The organism is Aquifex pyrophilus (genome assembly GCF_054656935.1).
Genome location: NZ_BAAHXJ010000012.1, coordinates 54,669 through 72,202, shown reverse-complemented (window position 1 = coordinate 72,202; position 17,534 = coordinate 54,669). Strand labels below are relative to the sequence as shown.

Sequence of the window (17,534 nt, the reverse complement as noted above, 5' to 3'; positions counted from 1 at the left end):
GTTAAATTTTTGCTATAATTATGAAGCCATAATGGAAATACGCCTTGAGGGTAAGGTTTCTCTTGTAACGGGCTCAACACGGGGAATAGGAAGGGCCATAGCGGAAAAACTGGCATCGGCGGGTAGCAACGTAATTATAACGGGAAGGGACCAAAACAAAGCTCAAGAAGTTGCGAAAGAGATAAAGGATAAGTTCTCCGTTGAGACGCTCGGCCTATCAATGGACGTTGGGAGCCCCGAAAGCGTTAAAAATGCCTTTGAGGAGATAAATAAGACCTTCGGCGGTGTTGATATACTCGTGAACAACGCGGGCATAACGAGGGATAAGCTCTTTATGAGAATGAGCCTTGAGGACTGGGAGGAGGTGATAAGGACAAACCTAACGGGTGCCTTTCTCGTCACCCTGCAGGCAATAAAGAAAATGGTAAAGCAGAGATGGGGAAGGATTATTAACATATCCTCTGTGGTCGGATTTATAGGGAATGCTGGTCAGACCAATTACGCCTCAACGAAGGCGGGACTAATAGGCTTTACGAAGTCCCTTGCTAAAGAACTCGCACCGAGGAACGTTCTCGTCAACGCAGTAGCTCCCGGCTTTATAGAGACGGATATGACGGCGGTTTTATCTGAGGATATAAAGAAGAAGTATAAGGAGCAGATACCCCTCGGGAGGTTCGGAAGTCCCGAGGAAGTAGCTAACGTAGTTTTATTTTTATGCTCGGACCTGGCGAGCTATATAACGGGAGAAACCATACATGTTAACGGAGGAATGTTTTAAAGGAGGTAAGTTATGAGCTTGGAAGAGAGGGTCAAGGAGATTATTGCTGAGCAGCTTGGAGTTGAAAAGGAAAAGATAACGCCCGAGGCTAAGTTCGTTGAGGACCTTGGGGCTGACTCCCTTGACGTTGTTGAGCTTATTATGGCTTTTGAGGAAGAGTTCGGCATTGAGATACCCGACGAGGATGCGGAAAAGATACAGACCGTCGGGGATGTTATTAACTACCTTAAGGAAAAGGTAGGAGGATGAAGAGAAGAGTCGTTATAACGGGTATAGGGGCGGTAACACCTCTCGGAACGGGCGTTAAGAAGTTCTGGGAGAACCTCGTTAAGGGTGTAAGCGGGATAGACTACATAAAGAGCTTTAACCCGGACGATTACGGAATACCCGTTAAGATAGCGGCGGAGGTAAAGGATTTTAACCCAGAAGAGTTTATGGACAAGAAGGAAGCGAGGAAGGCTTCCCGCTTTGTTCAGTTTGCTATAGCCGCGGTAAAGGAAGCCCTTGATGACAGCGGACTCCTTGAGAGCGAATACGACCCCTACAGGGTAGGGGTAATTATAGGAACGGGAATAGGGGGACTGAAGGACATAGAGGACCAGACATTAATTCTCAAGGAGAAGGGTGCGAGAAGGGTTTCCCCCTTCTTCATTCCCTACGGGATTTCCAACATGGCCTCGGGACTCGTTGCGATAAGGTGGGGATTTAAGGGGCCTAATTACTGCGTTACCTCCGCCTGTGCAACGGGAAACCACGCAATAGGGGACGCCTTCAGACTAATACAGAAAGGGGATATAGACGTCGCGATAGCCGGGGGAACGGAAGCTGCTATAACACCCCTCGGAGTTGCGGGATTTGCATCAATGAAAGCCCTCTCGACGAGGAACGACGAGCCACAAAAGGCTTCAAGACCCTTTGATAGAGACAGGGACGGCTTTGTTATGGGAGAGGGTGCGGGAATACTAATCCTTGAGGAATACGAGAGAGCTAAGAAGAGGGGTGCGAAGATATACGCGGAGCTCGTTGGATACGGGGCAACCGATGACGCTTATCACATAACCTCACCCCACGAGTGCGGAGAGGGAGCTTATGAGTGTATGAGGCTTGCCCTGGAAGATGCAGGAATAAAGCCCGAAGAGGTTGATTACATAAACGCTCACGGGACCTCAACACCCCTCAACGACAAGACCGAAACAATGGCGATAAAACAGCTCTTCGGGGAGCACGCATACAGGCTTAAGATATCCTCAAACAAGTCCATGATAGGACACCTGCTGGGGGCCGCGGCAGCGGTTGAAGCGGTTGCAACGGTAAAAACCATAGAAACGGGTATAATACCTCCCACGATAAACCTTGAGAATCCAGACCCCGAGTGTGACCTTGACTACGTTCCTAACAAGGCGGTTGAGTATCCCGTGAGGGTAGCTCTCTCAAACGCTTTCGGATTCGGAGGAACGAACGCAACGCTCGTATTTAAGAAGATAGAAGAATGAGGCTGATTCTCGCCTCTTCCTCTCCCCGCCGTATTGAGATTCTCTCCCTTCTTGGCTTAGAATTTGAGGTAATTCCTGCAAAGATAGAGGAAAAACCAATTGAAGGAAAGCCCATACTTACAGCTAGGAAGCTGTCAAGGGAGAAAGCCCTATCGGTCTGGAAGAGGTATAAGGACGCTGTCGTAATCGGTGCGGACACGCTCGTATTTCTCGGAAACGAAATCATAGGAAAGCCTAAGGACGAGGAGGATGCAAAGAGGATACTTAAAAGGCTTTCGGGAAGGTGGCACGGAGTCGTTACCGCAGTCTCAATAGTTTCAAAGGGAAAAAGGCTTACCTTTCACGATGTTGCACGGGTTAAGTTCAGGGAGCTAACCGATAAAGAGATAGAGGATTACGTAAGAAGCGGTGAACCCCTTGATAAAGCAGGAGCTTACGGAGTTCAGGGATTTGGAGCTGTAATCGTTGAGAAAATCCACGGAAACTTTTACACGGTTATGGGTCTTCCCGTTGTTAAGGTTTATAAAGCCCTAAAGGGCTTCCTCTATAATACCTCCCCCTAAGAGAGTGTCACCGCTGTAGAAAGCTATCACCTGTCCGGGTGTTATTCCCCTTACATCTTCTTTAAACTTCACAACATATCCCTTATCTGTTTTCGTTATCTCTTTTACAGGAACGGGATTGTGTCTGTATCTTATCTGAGCGGAAACCTCCTCCCACTTTTCCATTGGAACGTGAAGGTTTATGTCCTTTACGAGGAGTTTATCGTTGTAAAGGTATTTCTCCTCGCCTACTATTACCGTGTTCGTTTCCGGCTGAATATCAATTACGTAAAGGGGCCTCCCGTAAGATATGCCGAGTCCTCTCCTCTGACCTATCGTGAACCTGTATATCCCCTCGTGCTTTCCGAGGATTTTCCCCGAAACGTGCTTTATGAAACCTTCCCTCTTCCCGACAATTTCCTCAAGGTACTCCCCCGGAGACCTCCCCATGAGGAAACAGACCTCTTGGGAGTCCCTCTTCTTTGCAACTTCAAGCCCATACTTCTCAGCTATCTTCCTTACCTCTTCCTTAGTAAAATCCCCGAGGGGAAAGAGTAAAAGCTCTAAATCCTCCTTCCTTACAAGGGAGAGGAAGTAAGTCTGGTCCCTTTTTCTGTCCTTGGGTCTTCTTATTACATTTCCGAGCTTTTCATCCCTCTCAATCTTTGCGTAATGTCCCGTGGCAAGTTTGTCTATATCTGCAACATTCTTAAGATACCTTGCGAAGAAGCCCGTTTTTACATCTCTGTTGCACACCGCACAGGGGTTAGGAGTTCTTCCCCTAAGATACTCCTCAACGAAGTAGTCTATTACCTTGGACTTAAATATTTCCTCCCAGCTGAAGACCAGATGGGGAATTCCGAGCCTCTTTGCGACTCTTGACGCATCCTGAACGTCCTTTGGTGAACAGCATACGTTATGGGTTCCGTTCACCTCGCAGGCTTCTACCGTGTGAAATCTGAGGGTTACGCCTATCACCTCGTATCCCGCTTCTTTTAAGAGAAGTGCGGTGACGCTGCTATCAACGCCACCGCTCATTCCTACCGCTACCTTCATCAGAAGAATAAATTTAAACGGATTTAGCTAAAATAAACATATGGAAACCTTAAAGGAATGGAATTTTAAACTCAAGCTGGTAAGAACGAGAAGGGGAGCTATACTCCACGTAATTGAGCTCAGCAAGAATCACTTTTTCATAGAACAGAATCCCTTAAAGGATAGTAAATACGGATACGCATATAGGAAGATTAAACAGAAGTTCCCCGAGTTCTTTATGTTTTGGGAGATAAAGGATAACAAATATACGGGAAGACTTCTTGCAGGGGCTATTCTTGAGAAAAAGGAGATTGACGAGTTTATAACGGATATTCTTAAAAGTGAGGAGTATAAGCAATACGAGGATATTCTGGAGAGTATAGAAAATGAGCAAGAAGAGGGAAAGGCTGAGTGAACAGATAAAGGAGCTCGTTGCCAAATACGTTGTTGAAAACGCACCTCCCGATATTGGAGTGGTAAGCATAACAAGAGTTGAGCTCACGAAGGATGGAAGCAGGGCAAGGGTTTTTTTTACCGTTCTTCCCGAGGAAAACTTGGAAAAGGTTAAAAACTTCCTTGAAGAAAACAAGAGGGATATAACAGAAAGAATAAGGAAGCTCAAGATAAAGGTTATTCCTAAACTTGAGTTTGAAGAGGATAAAGAAATAAAGATTATGGAAAAGCTCTGGAATGAGCAAGTATGATGCGGTAATCGTAGGAAGCGGACCCGCAGGGTCTTCCTGCGGGAAATACCTCGCGGAAAAAGGATTGAAAGTTTTAATCATTGAGAAGAAGAAACTCCCGAGGTTCAAGCTATGCGGAGGAGCTCTATCCTCAAGGTTTTCCAAATACCTTCCTTCTGACTTTAAAACAAAAGTTTTGAACGTAATAAACAGGGGTGTTTTGGGATTTAGAGGAGAGAAATCAACGGTTAAAGAGAAAAAAGAGGTTGCCTACATAATAGACAGGGCGGAATTTGACCATTACCTCACTCAAAAGGCTTTATCTTCGGGAGCGGAACTTTGGGAAGAGGTTGAATTTTCCGGATTTATGGAAGAAAAGGGAAAGATAATTGTTTATACATCAAAGGGGAAGGTTGAGGCAGATTTTCTTCTGGGTGCGGATGGTTTTTACAGCAGGATTTCAAAGCTTCTCGGTTATAAAAAGGAGAAGTTTTACCGCTCCGTTGAGCTGTTAGCGGAAGGGGATATGGATAAGGAATCGGTAATAATAGAGATTGGTCTCGTTAAGAGGGGATATCTGTGGATTTTCCCGAAGGGCGATTTGCTGAATATAGGGGTTGCCTCAACGGAAAAGGAAAATCTCAACAAAGTTCTTGAGGAATACCTGAAAAAACAGAGGAATGTAAGACTCAAGAAGGTTTATAAACTGAAAGGATGGTTTATTCCCTTCACGGAAAGTGAAAAGGATTTACATCTCGGGAGGGGCAGGGTTTTACTTCTGGGAGATGCTGGAAACTTCGTTGATCCCCTTCTCGGAGAGGGCATTTATTACGCATACCTCAGCGGTCTAAAAGCGGGAAAGGCTATATTAGAAAATCCCGAAAATCCTGTAGAAAAATACAGAAAGGAGGTTCAGGATTTACTCTCGGAGTTTATATACGCTGGAAAGATAGCAAAGCTCGCATACAGATTTCAGAAAGTAGCCTACCGCATGGGAGCGGGAAAATCCCTTGAGAAGTATATGGAACTTCTGAAGGGAAAGGAAAATTACGAGAACCTGTATAAAAGGGGATGGGTGGATTTTGTGAGGAGTTTTATACTTTCTCTATTTAGGCTTTAAAATAAAATTCTTTTACTATGGAAGAACTCAAGGAGTACAATCCGAAGGAGATAGAGGAGAAGTGGAGCAAATACTGGATAGAGAGGGCTCTCTACCACGTTGAAAAACCTGAAGCAAAGAGAAAGTTTTCCGTTGTGATACCTCCCCCGAACGTTACGGGCTCTCTCCACATGGGACACGCGCTTAATGCAACCCTTCAGGATGTTATAGTCAGATGGCAGAGGATGAAGGGAAGGCAGTGCGTATGGGTTCCTGGGTTTGACCACGCGGGTATAGCAACTCAGTACGTCGTGGAAAAACAGCTTGCAAAGGAAGGAAAGAGCAGGCTTGAGCTCGGGAGGGAGGAGTTTCTAAAGAAGGTATGGGAGTGGGTTCCCAAATCGAGGAACGCAATAAGGACTCAGCTCACAAAACTCGGCGTATCCGTTGACTGGAAGAGGGAGAGGTTTACCTTAGACGAGGGATTCTCAAGGGCTGTAAGGAAGGCTTTCAGAACCCTTTACGAAGAGGGATTAATATACAGGGCGGAGTATATAGTAAACTGGTGTCCGAAGGATTTAACCGCGTTATCTGACCTTGAGGTTGAGTATGAAGAGGAAAAGGGAAACCTCTGGTATATAAAGTATCCCGTTGTTGACGAGGAAGGAAAAGAGACGGGAGAGTTTATAACCGTTGCTACAACGAGACCCGAAACAATGCTCGGGGACACAGCGGTTGCGGTAAATCCGAAGGACGAGAGGTATAAACATCTAATAGGTAAAAAGGCTAAACTTCCCCTCGTTAACTGGGAAAGGAAGGATTTAAAGGGAAATCCTATCAGCAATCTCATACCGATAATAGCGGACGAAAGAGTTAAGAAGGATTTCGGAACGGGAGCGGTTAAGATTACCCCCGCACACGACCCCCTTGACTTTGAAATAGGGAAAACTCACAACCTCCCCTTCGTTAAGGTCATAGACGAAAGGGCGAGGATGACTGAAAATGCGGGAGAGTTTAAGGGACTTGACAGGTATGAGGCAAGAAAGAAGATAGTTGAAAGGCTTGAAAAGGAAGGATACCTGGAAAAGGTTGAGGAGATTGTCCACTCAGTAGGACACTGCTACAGGTGTAAAACCGTGATAGAGCCTCTCGTTTCGGTTCAGTGGTTTGTGAAGGTTTCTGACCCAAGAATAAAGGAGACCGCTATAAAGGTTGTAGAGGAAGGAGTAAAGGAGAGGGAAGAGAAGGAGCTTTATGTTCAGCTCGTTAAAGCGGAAGAGCTCAGCGTTGTCATACCCGTAAAGGAAGGAGGAAGACACACTGTTGTTGTTGTCCTTGACAAGACCGCAAAGTTCCTCGCAGGAAAGAGGGAAGGGGAACTCGCATACATTTACTACACCGACGAGGAATCCCTTGAAAGGGCAAAGGAGCTTGCAAAGGAGCTTAAGAATTACGAGTTCTTCGTTGCCTACGAGGGAGTTCCCAAGGTCGTCGTATTCGGGAACGAGCAGTTGATTGAGCCCGGAAGGTATCTCTTTGTTTACGACGGCGAAAAGCTTGATATGTATTCCCTGAACGGAAAACCCAAGTTAATAAGAAACCTCGGGAAAGGTGAGGCGGACCTTGAAGTTTCCCAGAAATCCATGAGCGTAAAAGTAGAAAGGATAAAGAAGGTAGAAGAAAGGGAAAAGAGAATAAGGTTCATACCCGAACACTGGAAGAAGTTTTACCTTGACTGGATGTATAACCTTAAAGACTGGTGTATATCAAGGCAGATATGGTGGGGACACAGGATACCCGTATGGTATTGTAAGGATTGTGGGAACGTAAACGTATTTACGGACGACGACTTGGACAGGGCATACGACAAGATAATATTCAACCTCATAGCGGACGGAAAGATAGAGCAGGAGTTCACACCCGAGGAGGTTGAGAAGGTATTAAAATCCCCTCACTTCGTCCATCCCGAGATGACTGTGCTTGACTTTTACAAGAAGTTCGTTTTCCACAGGTATTACAATACAGACATAACAGCGGACTCCCTCAGACTCTTCTTCACCCAAGACGCAAACCCCATGGCAATGTTAACCCCCGGCGTATCAACGAGAAACCTATACAGGTATGATTCCAGGAAGAAGAAATGGAAAATGGTTCTGAGGTGTAAAAAGTGTCATTCGGAGAACCTTGAACAGGAGAAGGATGTTCTTGATACGTGGTTCTCTTCCGCACTCTGGCCCTTCGGCGTTTTCGGGTGGCCCGAACAAACTGAAGACCTAAAGAACCTATATCCCACGGACCTTCTCGTTACGGGATTTGACATCATATTCTTCTGGGTTGCGAGAATGATTATGATGGGAACCCACCTTGCGGGGGATATTCCCTTTTACGACGTTTACGTTCACGCACTCGTAAGGGACAAATACGGAAGAAAGATGTCAAAAACGATAGGCAACGTTATAGACCCCCTTGATATTATAGAGAAATACGGAGCGGACGCACTAAGGTTCACCCTCGCCATACTCACCGTTCAGGGAAGGGATATAAAACTCGCGGAAGAGAAGTTTGAGGGATACAAACACTTCGCAAATAAGATATGGAACGCATCAAGATACGTTCTTATGAACACCCCCGAAGACATAATAGCGAGAATCCCCTACATGGCTCCCCTAAAGCCTGAGGACAAGTGGATAATAACGAAACTGAACGAAACCGCTCAGGAAGTAAACGAAGCCCTATCCGAATACAACTACTCCCGCGGGGCTCACGCCATTTACGAGTTCCTCTGGAGCGATTACTGCGACTGGTATATAGAGTTCACCAAGGAAAGAGTTTACAAAAAAGCTCCTGAAGACAACGAAGAGGAAAAGGCAAGAATAGAGAACGAAAGGACAACAGCCATTTACACACTCCTTTACGTTCTTGAGAAAGCCCTCAGGATACTCCACCCCTTCATGCCTTACATCACAGAAGAGATATGGCACAAACTCCCGAATGCGGAAGGGGAAAGCATCTCCCTTCAAGAGTTTCCCGAAAAGAACGAAGAGGAGATATACGAAGAGGATAAAAAGAAAATTGAACGGCTCAAAGAGATAATAACAGCGGTAAGGTCCCTCCGTTCCGCACTCCAGATAAAGCCCTCCGCCAAGGTAAAGGCATCCTTCAAGACGGAAAGCGAGTTCTCAAAAGAGGTAATAGAGGAGTTCAAGAACCACATACTCAACCTCGCAAGGCTTGAGAGCTTTGAGGAAGTGAGAGAAAGACCCGAAAAGACTGTCGCAACCTTCTCAAAGGACACGGAGATATACCTCCACATAGAGGGACATGTAAACCTTGAGGAGCTAATATCTTCTTATGAGAAGAAGAAAGAAAAGCTCCTGAAGGAGCTTGAGAGAGTGAATAAAAAACTCTCAAACGAGAACTTCCTCAAGAAAGCACCCCTTGAGGTCGTTGAGAAGGAAAAACAGATAAAGGAAGAGCTTGAGAACGACCTCAAAAAGCTTGAGGAAATTCTTAAGGTTCTCAAGGGCTGAACTTTTCTCTTTTTCCTTCCTAATTTAATACCTTATGTTTGTCAAAATTCTGCCCCCAGAGGTAAGGAGAAAGATTGCAGCGGGAGAGGTTATAGACGCTCCCGTTGACGTTGTAAAAGAGCTTATAGAGAACTCCCTTGACGCTAAGGCAACGAGGATTGAGATTGAGGTCGTAAAAGGGGGGAAAAGACTTATCAGAGTTAAGGATAACGGGATAGGCATTCATCCCGAGGATATAGAAAAGGTCGTTTTATCGGGAGCTACGAGCAAGATAGAGAAGGAAACGGACCTCCTCAATGTGGAAACCTACGGATTCAGGGGGGAAGCCCTGTATTCCATCTCAAGCGTAAGCAAGTTCAGGCTAAGGTCAAGGTTTTACCAGGAAAAGGAAGGAAGGGAGATAGAAGTTGAGGGGGGAACGCTAAAAAGCGTCAGAAGAGTAGGAATGGAAGTTGGGACGGAAGTTGAGGTTTACGACCTCTTTTTTAACCTCCCCGCAAGGAAGAAATTTTTAAGAAAGGAAGACACCGAAAGGAGAAAGATAACGGAGCTCGTAAAGGAGTATGCCATAACAAACCCCCAGGTTGACTTTCACCTCTTTTCCGAAGGAAAGGAAACCCTTAACCTGAAGAAGAAGGACCTAAAAGGGAGAATTGAGGAAATCTTTGAGTCAATTTTTGAAGAAGAAAGCTCGGAAAGGGAAGGAATAAAGGTAAGAGCCTTCATATCAAGAAACCAGAAAAGGGGAAAGTATTACCTCTTCGTAAACTCAAGACCAGTTTACAACAAAAACTTAAAAGAATACCTAAAGAAAACCTTCGGTTATAAAACGATAGTCGTGCTGTTCATTGATATTCCCCCCTTTCTCGTTGACTTTAACGTTCACCCCAAAAAGAAAGAGGTAAAGTTTTTAAAAGAGCGAAAGATTTACGAACTCATAAGGGAACTCTCTTCCAGAAAACACACAATCCTTGAGATACCTACACTTAATCAGAAAACCGAAAGTTATAAACCGACATACGAGGTTATAGGTCAACTAAACGAAACCTTTATTCTCGTAAGCGACGGGAACTTTTTATACTTCATAGACCAGCACCTTCTTGATGAGAGAATAAACTACGAGAAAAATGGAAACGAAGAACTTGCCTGCAGAATTTCCGTAAAAGCGGGGGAAAAATTAACAAACGAAAAGATAAAAGAACTCATAAAGGAATGGAAAAAGCTTGAAAACCCCCACGTATGTCCCCACGGCAGACCTATATACTACAAACTCCCCTTAAAGGAAGTATACGAAAAGCTCGGAAGGAGTTTTTAAGGTAAAATTCTATAGACCCAATGTTCAGCATTAAGTTCTCTCTCTCCCTTATAGGGATAATCGTATTTCTCATTATATTTGCGGACTTCTTTGCCCCCTATCCCTACGACCTACAGAACAGGCTTGCTCCCTTCCACCCCCCAACGAGGATACACATACTCAAAGACGGAAAACTTACGTTTCCTTACGTGAATAAGTATGAGCTTGTGGACCCCCTATTTAAGGTTTACAGGGAGAATAAAAATATTTCGTGCAGGCTTAAGTTTTTCACAAAAACGGAATACGGATTTAAGTTTATAAGCGTTGAAAAGCCCTGTAATATTTACCTCCTCGGGACCGACAAGCTGGGAAGGGACGTCTTTTCACGACTTCTTTACGGGGGAAGATACTCCCTCGGCGTTGCACTCATAGGAACTATAACCACGTTCCTTGTTGGTGCCCTTATAGGTGGAGTATCGGGATACTTCGGGGGCTTAACGGATACGTTGATAATGAGATTGGCGGAAGTCCTCATGTCCATTCCCGCTTTTTACCTTCTTTTATCCCTGAGAGCTGTCTTCCCCCTGGAACTATCAAGCGGGGAGGTATTCTTAATAATAGTTTTCATACTCTCGTTCCTTGGTTGGGCGGGGCTTGCACGTGTTGTTAGGGGAATGGTCCTCTCCATAAGGGAGAAGGAGTTCGTTCTTGCGGCAAAAACCTACGGAGCCTCAACTTTAAGGATACTCTTCAAACACATCCTTCCCAACACTTACTTTTACCTTATCGTTTCCGCAACGATGTCAATACCCGCTTTCATTCTCGGGGAAGCCTCCCTCTCCCTTCTCGGTCTCGGCATACAGGAACCCGTTCCCAGCTGGGGAAATATGCTCTCGGACGTCAGGAACGTTAATATTCTCTCTTCTTATCCCTGGCTTGCATCTCCGGGAATGGCGATATTTTTAACGATAGTGGGCTTTAACATACTCGGAGACAGCCTTCTTAAGAAATACAGGCATGAAAGTCAAGGTAAATAAAACGGGAAAACTCTTTATAGCGATAACCATCATTATGGGCGTTGCCGCGGTAAATACGGGAAATAATCTCCTATACCTTATCGTTTCCTATATGCTTTCGGGCATGCTCGTTGCGGGCTTAATCTCCATTTACAACCTGAGAGGTTTAAAGATAACGGTGAAGCTCCCCGATGAAGTGTATGCGGGCATACCCACTGTGGGGAGCATAGGTGTTAAGAAGGAAGGAATTTTCCCCTCTTTCTTAATAAAGGTAAGGAACGGCTTTTCGGAAGTTTTATTCACGATTGTTGAGAAGGATTTTAAGTTCAAAGAAACAGAGTTTCTCTTTCCTAAGAGAGGTTATTACGATAAGCTTAAACTTGAGGTGAGCTCAGACTTTCCCCTCGGAATGTTTACGAGAAGCTACGAAACGGAAATTGATATAAACCTCGTTGTATTCCCAAAGCCTTTAAAAACAAATGTGAAAGATGTTATCTTGAAAGATGCGAGGGGAAGGGAAAGCTTAGAGGAAAAAGGTCAGGGAGGCGAGGATATAAAGGAAATTAAGGATTACATAAACGAACCCGTAAAGTTAATACACTGGAAGATTTCAGCAAAGTATGATGAGCTAAAAGTCAAGGTAACCGAAGGAGAGGAACAGAAATCCGTTATCCTCAGTCTTGACTCCGTTAAGGGAAGTAAAGAAGAGAAGTTATCAAGGCTAGCATACCTTATAAACGAATACATGAGTAAAGGTTATGCTGTGGGGCTTGAGCTGGGAAAAAAGAGGATAGAACCATCAACGGGAAGGAAGCACAAGCTTAAACTTTTGAAAGAGCTTGCCCTTTACTAATCTCCTCATACTTTCTCCACAGGGCTTCTTTTAGTTCGCTGAGTCCCTCTCCCGTGAGAGCGGAAACCGCATAAAACTCGTATCCCCTTTCCTCAAAAGCTTTCTTAAGTTCCTTAAGAAGTTCCTTATCGCTGAGGGCGTCAATCTTATTCGCTACGACTATCTGGGGCTTCTTCGCAAGCTCGGGGCTGTATAGATACAGCTCCCTGTTTATAGCCTCAAAGGCTTCAAGGGGCTCTCTTTCCCTGAAGTCGGATACGTCTATAACGTGGGCCAAGAGCTTCGTTCTTTCTATGTGTCTAAGGAACTCGTGACCGAGCCCGGCACCCTTGTGGGCATCCTCTATAAGCCCGGGTATATCCGCTATAACGAGCCTCCTTTCCCAATCAAGCTCCATAACGCCGAGATTTGGCGTGAGAGTTGTAAAGGGGTAGTCCGCTATCTTCGGGTTTGCCCTCGTGAGCTTGGAAAGAAGTGTTGACTTTCCCGCATTCGGGAATCCCACAAGACCAACATCCGCTATAAGCTTAAGCTCAAGGATAATCCACTTCTCCTCTCCCGGCTCTCCCTTTTCAGCATAGGTCGGTGCCTGGTTAGTGGGAGTAGCGAACCTCGCGTTTCCCCTTCCTCCCTTTCCCCCCTTGGCAACGACACACCTCTGACCCTCCCTTACGAGGTCACATATAACCTTCCCCGTATTTGCGTCCTTCACAACCGTTCCAACGGGAACGTAGATTATCAGGTCCTCCCCGTTCTTCCCGTGCATATTCTTTCCCTTTCCGGGCTGTCCGTTCTGGGCTACAAAGTGCTTTTTATACTTAAAATCAAGAAGAGTGTGCTTTGATGAGGTCGCAACGAGAATAACGTCCCCGCCCTTTCCTCCATCTCCTCCCGCAGGTCCGCCTTTTGGTCTATACTTCTCCCTTAAGAAGGCTACCGCTCCGTCTCCTCCTTTTCCCGCCCTTACGTAAATCTTTACCCTGTCAACAAACTTCTCCATACCGAAAGATTAAATATATACCTTTTAGTCCCTGAGAGCTCACTGAAAATCAAGGACTTTAAATACCTTCTATCCACATTTTTTCCACAATTTATCCACAATTCATCCACATTATCCACATAATTTATTCCACACAAAGGGGATACCTATTGATTTTCAAAGGCTTTATGAAATCACTCGGATTTTACATAAGCTATTCATAAAACGTAATTTTTAATACAACATGTGGATAAGTGAGAGGAGTATGTGGAAAACTCATACGTTATTCATAGAACTGGACAATCCTATCAAGAGAAAAACAGGCTCTATAAATAACTTACGAAGAGAATGTGGATAAATGTGGATAAGTTCATAAGTATTTTATAGAACTGGACAATTTAACAGCTCAAAAATAACGAAGTATGAACTACTTATGAAGAAAATGTGGGTGAAATGTGGATAAAATTTTCGGAAAGCCTTGAAAATCAAGGGGTTGCGAATTTATCCACGGGATTTTCCCCCTCCTATTATTATTCTATTAAATACAAAATATTAAGTATGGAAATAGACAGAGAAGAAATAGAGAGGAAGGTTAAGGAGCTTGTTGAACCCGTTATAAAAGGTATGGGATTTAAGCTGTTTGATGTGGAGTTCAAGCCCGAAGGAAGGGGATGGGTTCTAAGGATAATAGCGGATAAGGAAGGAGGTATAACCATTAAAGATTGCGAGGAAATTAGCAAAAGGGTAAGTGCCTTACTTGACGTTGAGGACCTCATTCCCTTTTCTTACCTTCTTGAGATAAGCTCTCCCGGGCTTACGAGACCTCTCACGAAGATAGAACACTACGATTTCTTCAAAGGAAGACTTGTTAAACTTATCCTTAAGGAGCCAATAGGAGGAAAGCGGGAAGTGGTAGGAACTATAGAGGACGTGAGGAACGGTATAATAGATATTCGCGAAAAGGAAAAGGGTGATATACTTCACATTCCCTTTTCTGCAATAGCTAAGGGAAGACTGGAGATAGAAGGATGGTAAAGGGAGCCCTTCAGAAACTGATAGAACAGGTTGCGGAAGAGCACGACCTACCCGAAAAGGTTGTTGAAAAGGCACTTAAAAATGCCATAGCAATAGCTATAAAGAGGGATAAAAAGATAAGGGACAATATAGAAGTTGAGTTCACAGATGAGGGAATCAAGGTTTACACGGTAAAGAGAAAGGGAAACAAAAAACTTAAGTTTCCCCTGGATATATCCCCCGAAGATGTAAACAGAATTGCCGCCTTTGCCGCAAAGGAGGAGTTCTTAAGGGAGCTTGAAAAGGCGGAGCAGGAGAGGGGATTTCTTGAGTTTAAGGAGCTTGAGGGGGAAATCGTTTACGGAATTGTCAGGAAAGTTCTTGAAAACGGGGATGTAATCGTTGACCTTGGTAAAATAGATGCGATATTACCGAAGAGGGAGCAATTACCAGGGGAGAGCTACAAGCCCGGAGATAGAGTAAAAGCTTTATTGCTGGAAGTTAAGAAAGTAAGGGGAGAGCCCCTATTAATCCTTTCAAGAACTCATCCGAACTTCCTAAAGAAACTTCTGGAACAGGAAGTTCCCGAAATCAGAGAAGGACTGATAGAGGTTAAGGCGGTTGCAAGGATACCGGGTGAAAGGGCAAAAGTTGCGGTGGATGCAAAGGAAATGAAGATGGACCCCGTTGGGATAGTTGTGGGCCTTAAGGGAACGAGAATACAGAAGATATCGGAGGAGCTCGGGGGTGAGAAGATAGACGTTATAAGGTGGAGCGACGATATAGCAGAACTTATCAGGAGGGCTTTAGCACCCGCACATCCCCAGAAGATTAGACTCTTTCCTTATGAAAAGAGAGCGGAGGTAGCGGTTCCCGAGGAAGAACTTTCCCTCGCAATAGGGAAAAAAGGAATAAACGTAAAGCTCGCCTCAAAACTAACTGGATGGCATATAGACGTATTATCCCTCAAGGATTTTGAGAAGCTTGAGGAGCTCAGGAAGAAGGAAAATGAAGGAGAAGGTGAAAAATCTTCTGAGGCTTAGCGTAGAGAAGCTCGTATACGGAGGATACGGCCTATCAAGGATAGATGGAAAAACGGTTTTTGTAAGATTTGCTGCACCTAAGGAGCTGGTAGATGCAGAGATAATAAAGGAAAAAAGGGATTACTCTGAAGCTATTGTAAAGAAAATAGTCCTGTCCTCACCTTCGAGGAGAGAGGCTCCCTGTCCCTATTACGGAATTTGCGGGGGATGTCAGCTCCAGCATATAACTTATGAGGAGCAGCTAAACTCTAAGAAGAACATACTCCTTGAGAGCTTGGAGAGGATAGGAAAACAAAAGGAAATTCCCTATAAAGGGGAGATACCATCAAAGAAGGAGTTTAACTACAGAGTTAGAGTTCAGTTCAAGGTTCAGGAAGGAAAGGTAGGTTTCTACAGGTGGGATAAAAAGGAAGTTGTTGATATAAAGGAATGCCTCCTTGCCCACGAGAAGATAAACTCCCTCATACCCCATATCAGGGAAAGCCTGAAAGTTATAAGAGATGTTCAAGAGATTCACGTAAATTACTCCCCCTCACGGGATGAGGCAACGCTAAAGTTTATAACGATAACCCACACGGAGGAATCCCTTATTGAAAACCTGCTTGAGGATGTCTTTCCTCCTTGGGTTGTGGGGATAGGGAATTACGGAAGGGTTGGAAATACGCTCGTCAAGAGGTATAAAGTGGGGAGAGAACACATATTTATGGACGTGGGGAAGTGGAAATACAGGGTGAGTAACGACAGCTTCTTTCAGGTTAATTATACCCTATGGGAGGATTTTATAAAAGCGGTTCTTGAGTTGAGCGATGAGTTTAAAAAGGCGGCTGACCTACACGCGGGCGTTGGATTTTTCACAATACCTCTTTCCGAAAAGGGAAACTTCGTTGAGGGAGCGGATGCAAACCCATCAGCGGTAAAAGACGCGGAGTATAACGCGAGATTAAACGGAAGGGATAACGTCGTATTTACCGAGTCAACCGCATACAAGTATCTCAAGAGGAGAGCTGGGGAGATATTTGACCTCATACTCGTTGACCCTCCAAGAAGCGGACTATTTAAAGAGGAAATAGACCTCCTCATTAAGAACAAACCCGAGAGGATAATTTACGTTTCGTGCAATCCTACAACCTTTGCGAGGGACGTTAAGATGCTTTCAAGGGGGGGGTATAAGCTTACATCTCTAAAGCTTATAGACAATTTTCCTCAAACCTTTCACATAGAGAGCATAGCCCTTCTTGAGCTTTACGAGTGACTAGGAAACCTGAAACTCTATATAACCTTTTTCAGCCTTTACAGGCTTTACAACCGCTTTCTCTTCGCTCATGAACTGGACAAACCCCTCTATTAGTCCCGCAAGGAAGTGAACAACGGGGGAGTTTTCTTTTACATCCTCCCTTACCGCTTCCGTGAAAACGTCGTTTTTTATTATCAACCTCCTGTCCTCCGCTTTAATTTCATCCGCAAATCCGAGCTCCTTCATTATTGAGGCTGTTCTCACAAGAGCGGTGTTCTTATCAACGACTTCCGGGAGCTTTCCTATGAGGCTTTCTAAGAGTTTGGGACCGCTGTGTCTTCCCGCTTCCCTTAAAACGGCTCCCGCGCCCCTTTCACCTATGAGGTTCTTAACTCCCTCAATTGCATCCACAAAGGCTATTAAAAGAATGTCTGAATCAACCATCTCCTTTATCTATATCACTTATTAGGTAATCAATCCCATAAGAACTTTTTAAAACCTTGAAAGCGTCCGTTATACACCTGTCAAAGGTTTTCTCAAGACTTCTTAGAAAGTAGTAAATCTCCCTTTTGGGAATGTATGCAACCCCCGCCCACTTTCCTTTCTGGGTAAGCATTGAGGCTATGCCCGTTAATGGAATTTTTACGAGTTTATCTTCAACGAGCTTTTTTCCCGCATCTATTACGAGTATATCTTCTCCTTTTAACTTCCTCATTCCCTTGTAAACGCCAAAGTTTAGCGTTCCCTGTGTATTGTTTATAAAACAGAACTCGGGAAAAAGTTTAAAGGCATCAAGAAAACCCTCGGTTATCACTGCGTATAAGTTATCTATACCGAGTTTCTTCCTTATGAGCCTGTAGTTTTCTTCGGTTAGTTTGAAAATACTATCCTTTTGCTTTTCAAGTTCTTTGTAAAAAACGAGAAGAACTTTCATAAAGAAG

General features: G+C 44.5%; 18 protein-coding genes. 14 read left to right on the top strand and 4 right to left on the bottom strand.

Annotation, left to right across the window (positions count from 1 at the left end):
• The first annotated feature begins 31 nt into the window (after positions 1–31).
• The 4 genes from fabG to ACYQZ0_RS07510 are packed head-to-tail and all read left to right on the top strand — an operon-like array spanning position 32 to position 2,834.
• Positions 32–778 (top strand): 3-oxoacyl-[acyl-carrier-protein] reductase, encoded by a 747-nt coding sequence (gene fabG / locus ACYQZ0_RS07525; RefSeq protein WP_459775982.1) that lies wholly within the window; start codon positions 32–34, stop codon positions 776–778.
• 12 nt (positions 779–790) lie between these two features.
• Entirely contained in the window at positions 791–1,027 is a 237-nt protein-coding gene (acpP, locus tag ACYQZ0_RS07520; RefSeq protein ID WP_010881114.1) for an acyl carrier protein, read from the top strand.
• Positions 1,024–2,271: a beta-ketoacyl-ACP synthase II gene (gene fabF, locus ACYQZ0_RS07515; RefSeq protein WP_459775981.1), complete on the top strand. Its 1,248-nt coding sequence runs from the start codon at positions 1,024–1,026 to the stop codon at positions 2,269–2,271. Before acpP ends, fabF begins: the two co-directional genes overlap by 4 nt.
• Positions 2,268–2,834, top strand: a complete 567-nt coding sequence (locus tag ACYQZ0_RS07510) for a Maf family protein (protein WP_459775980.1) — start codon at positions 2,268–2,270, stop codon at positions 2,832–2,834. Before fabF ends, ACYQZ0_RS07510 begins: the two co-directional genes overlap by 4 nt.
• Here ACYQZ0_RS07510 and mnmA read toward each other — a convergent pair.
• Positions 2,802–3,869, bottom strand: coding sequence for a tRNA 2-thiouridine(34) synthase MnmA (gene mnmA, locus ACYQZ0_RS07505; protein ID WP_459775979.1), 1,068 nt, complete (start codon positions 3,867–3,869; stop codon positions 2,802–2,804). The genes ACYQZ0_RS07510 and mnmA overlap by 33 nt on opposite strands.
• Before the next feature lie 40 nt (positions 3,870–3,909).
• On the opposite strand from mnmA, the gene ACYQZ0_RS07500 reads away from it, so the two are divergent.
• From ACYQZ0_RS07500 to ACYQZ0_RS07470, 7 genes are read left to right on the top strand one after another with little or no spacing between them, the layout of a single operon-like run.
• A complete protein-coding gene (locus ACYQZ0_RS07500; protein ID WP_459775978.1) occupies positions 3,910–4,263 on the top strand; it encodes a DUF7132 family protein in 354 nt (117 codons plus the stop codon).
• A complete protein-coding gene (locus tag ACYQZ0_RS07495; RefSeq protein ID WP_459775977.1) occupies positions 4,235–4,552 on the top strand; it encodes a ribosome-binding factor A in 318 nt (105 codons plus the stop codon). Before ACYQZ0_RS07500 ends, ACYQZ0_RS07495 begins: the two co-directional genes overlap by 29 nt.
• The gene (locus tag ACYQZ0_RS07490; protein ID WP_459775976.1) at positions 4,539–5,651 is read left to right on the top strand and encodes a geranylgeranyl reductase family protein; all 1,113 of its coding nucleotides are present in this window, start codon (positions 4,539–4,541) and stop codon (positions 5,649–5,651) included. The genes ACYQZ0_RS07495 and ACYQZ0_RS07490 overlap by 14 nt, the downstream gene beginning before the upstream one ends.
• Positions 5,652–5,668: 17 nt before the next feature.
• A complete protein-coding gene (locus ACYQZ0_RS07485) occupies positions 5,669–9,160 on the top strand; it encodes a valine--tRNA ligase (RefSeq protein ID WP_459775975.1) in 3,492 nt (1,163 codons plus the stop codon).
• A gap of 34 nt (positions 9,161–9,194) precedes the next feature.
• Positions 9,195–10,475 (top strand): DNA mismatch repair endonuclease MutL, encoded by a 1,281-nt coding sequence (mutL, locus tag ACYQZ0_RS07480; protein WP_459775974.1) that lies wholly within the window; start codon positions 9,195–9,197, stop codon positions 10,473–10,475.
• Positions 10,476–10,495: 20 nt separating this feature from the next.
• Positions 10,496–11,491 carry an ABC transporter permease gene (locus tag ACYQZ0_RS07475; RefSeq protein ID WP_459775973.1) on the top strand — a complete coding sequence of 332 codons (996 nt, stop codon included), beginning with the start codon at positions 10,496–10,498 and terminating at the stop codon, positions 11,489–11,491.
• Complete coding sequence (locus ACYQZ0_RS07470) at positions 11,472–12,323, top strand: DUF58 domain-containing protein (RefSeq protein ID WP_459775972.1); 852 nt, start codon at positions 11,472–11,474, stop codon at positions 12,321–12,323. Before ACYQZ0_RS07475 ends, ACYQZ0_RS07470 begins: the two co-directional genes overlap by 20 nt.
• On the opposite strand, the gene obgE is transcribed toward ACYQZ0_RS07470, so the two are convergent.
• Positions 12,292–13,323: a GTPase ObgE gene (gene obgE / locus ACYQZ0_RS07465; RefSeq protein ID WP_459775971.1), complete on the bottom strand. Its 1,032-nt coding sequence runs from the start codon at positions 13,321–13,323 to the stop codon at positions 12,292–12,294. The two genes, ACYQZ0_RS07470 and obgE, sit on opposite strands and share 32 nt — an antisense overlap.
• A 537-nt stretch (positions 13,324–13,860) precedes the next feature.
• On the opposite strand from obgE, the gene ACYQZ0_RS07460 reads away from it, so the two are divergent.
• From ACYQZ0_RS07460 to ACYQZ0_RS07450, 3 genes are read left to right on the top strand one after another with little or no spacing between them, the layout of a single operon-like run.
• On the top strand, positions 13,861–14,337 hold the full coding sequence (locus tag ACYQZ0_RS07460) for a ribosome maturation factor RimP (protein ID WP_459775970.1): 477 nt from the start codon (positions 13,861–13,863) through the stop codon (positions 14,335–14,337).
• Positions 14,331–15,359: a transcription termination factor NusA gene (gene nusA, locus ACYQZ0_RS07455; protein WP_459775969.1), complete on the top strand. Its 1,029-nt coding sequence runs from the start codon at positions 14,331–14,333 to the stop codon at positions 15,357–15,359. Before ACYQZ0_RS07460 ends, nusA begins: the two co-directional genes overlap by 7 nt.
• A complete protein-coding gene (locus tag ACYQZ0_RS07450) occupies positions 15,325–16,611 on the top strand; it encodes a class I SAM-dependent RNA methyltransferase (RefSeq protein ID WP_459775968.1) in 1,287 nt (428 codons plus the stop codon). Before nusA ends, ACYQZ0_RS07450 begins: the two co-directional genes overlap by 35 nt.
• On the opposite strand, the gene ACYQZ0_RS07445 is transcribed toward ACYQZ0_RS07450, so the two are convergent.
• Complete coding sequence (locus ACYQZ0_RS07445) at positions 16,612–17,037, bottom strand: hypothetical protein (RefSeq protein WP_459775967.1); 426 nt, start codon at positions 17,035–17,037, stop codon at positions 16,612–16,614. It abuts the gene before it with no gap.
• Positions 17,030–17,527: a hypothetical protein gene (locus ACYQZ0_RS07440; protein ID WP_459775966.1), complete on the bottom strand. Its 498-nt coding sequence runs from the start codon at positions 17,525–17,527 to the stop codon at positions 17,030–17,032. The genes ACYQZ0_RS07445 and ACYQZ0_RS07440 overlap by 8 nt, the downstream gene beginning before the upstream one ends.
• Positions 17,528–17,534 lie beyond the last annotated feature (7 nt).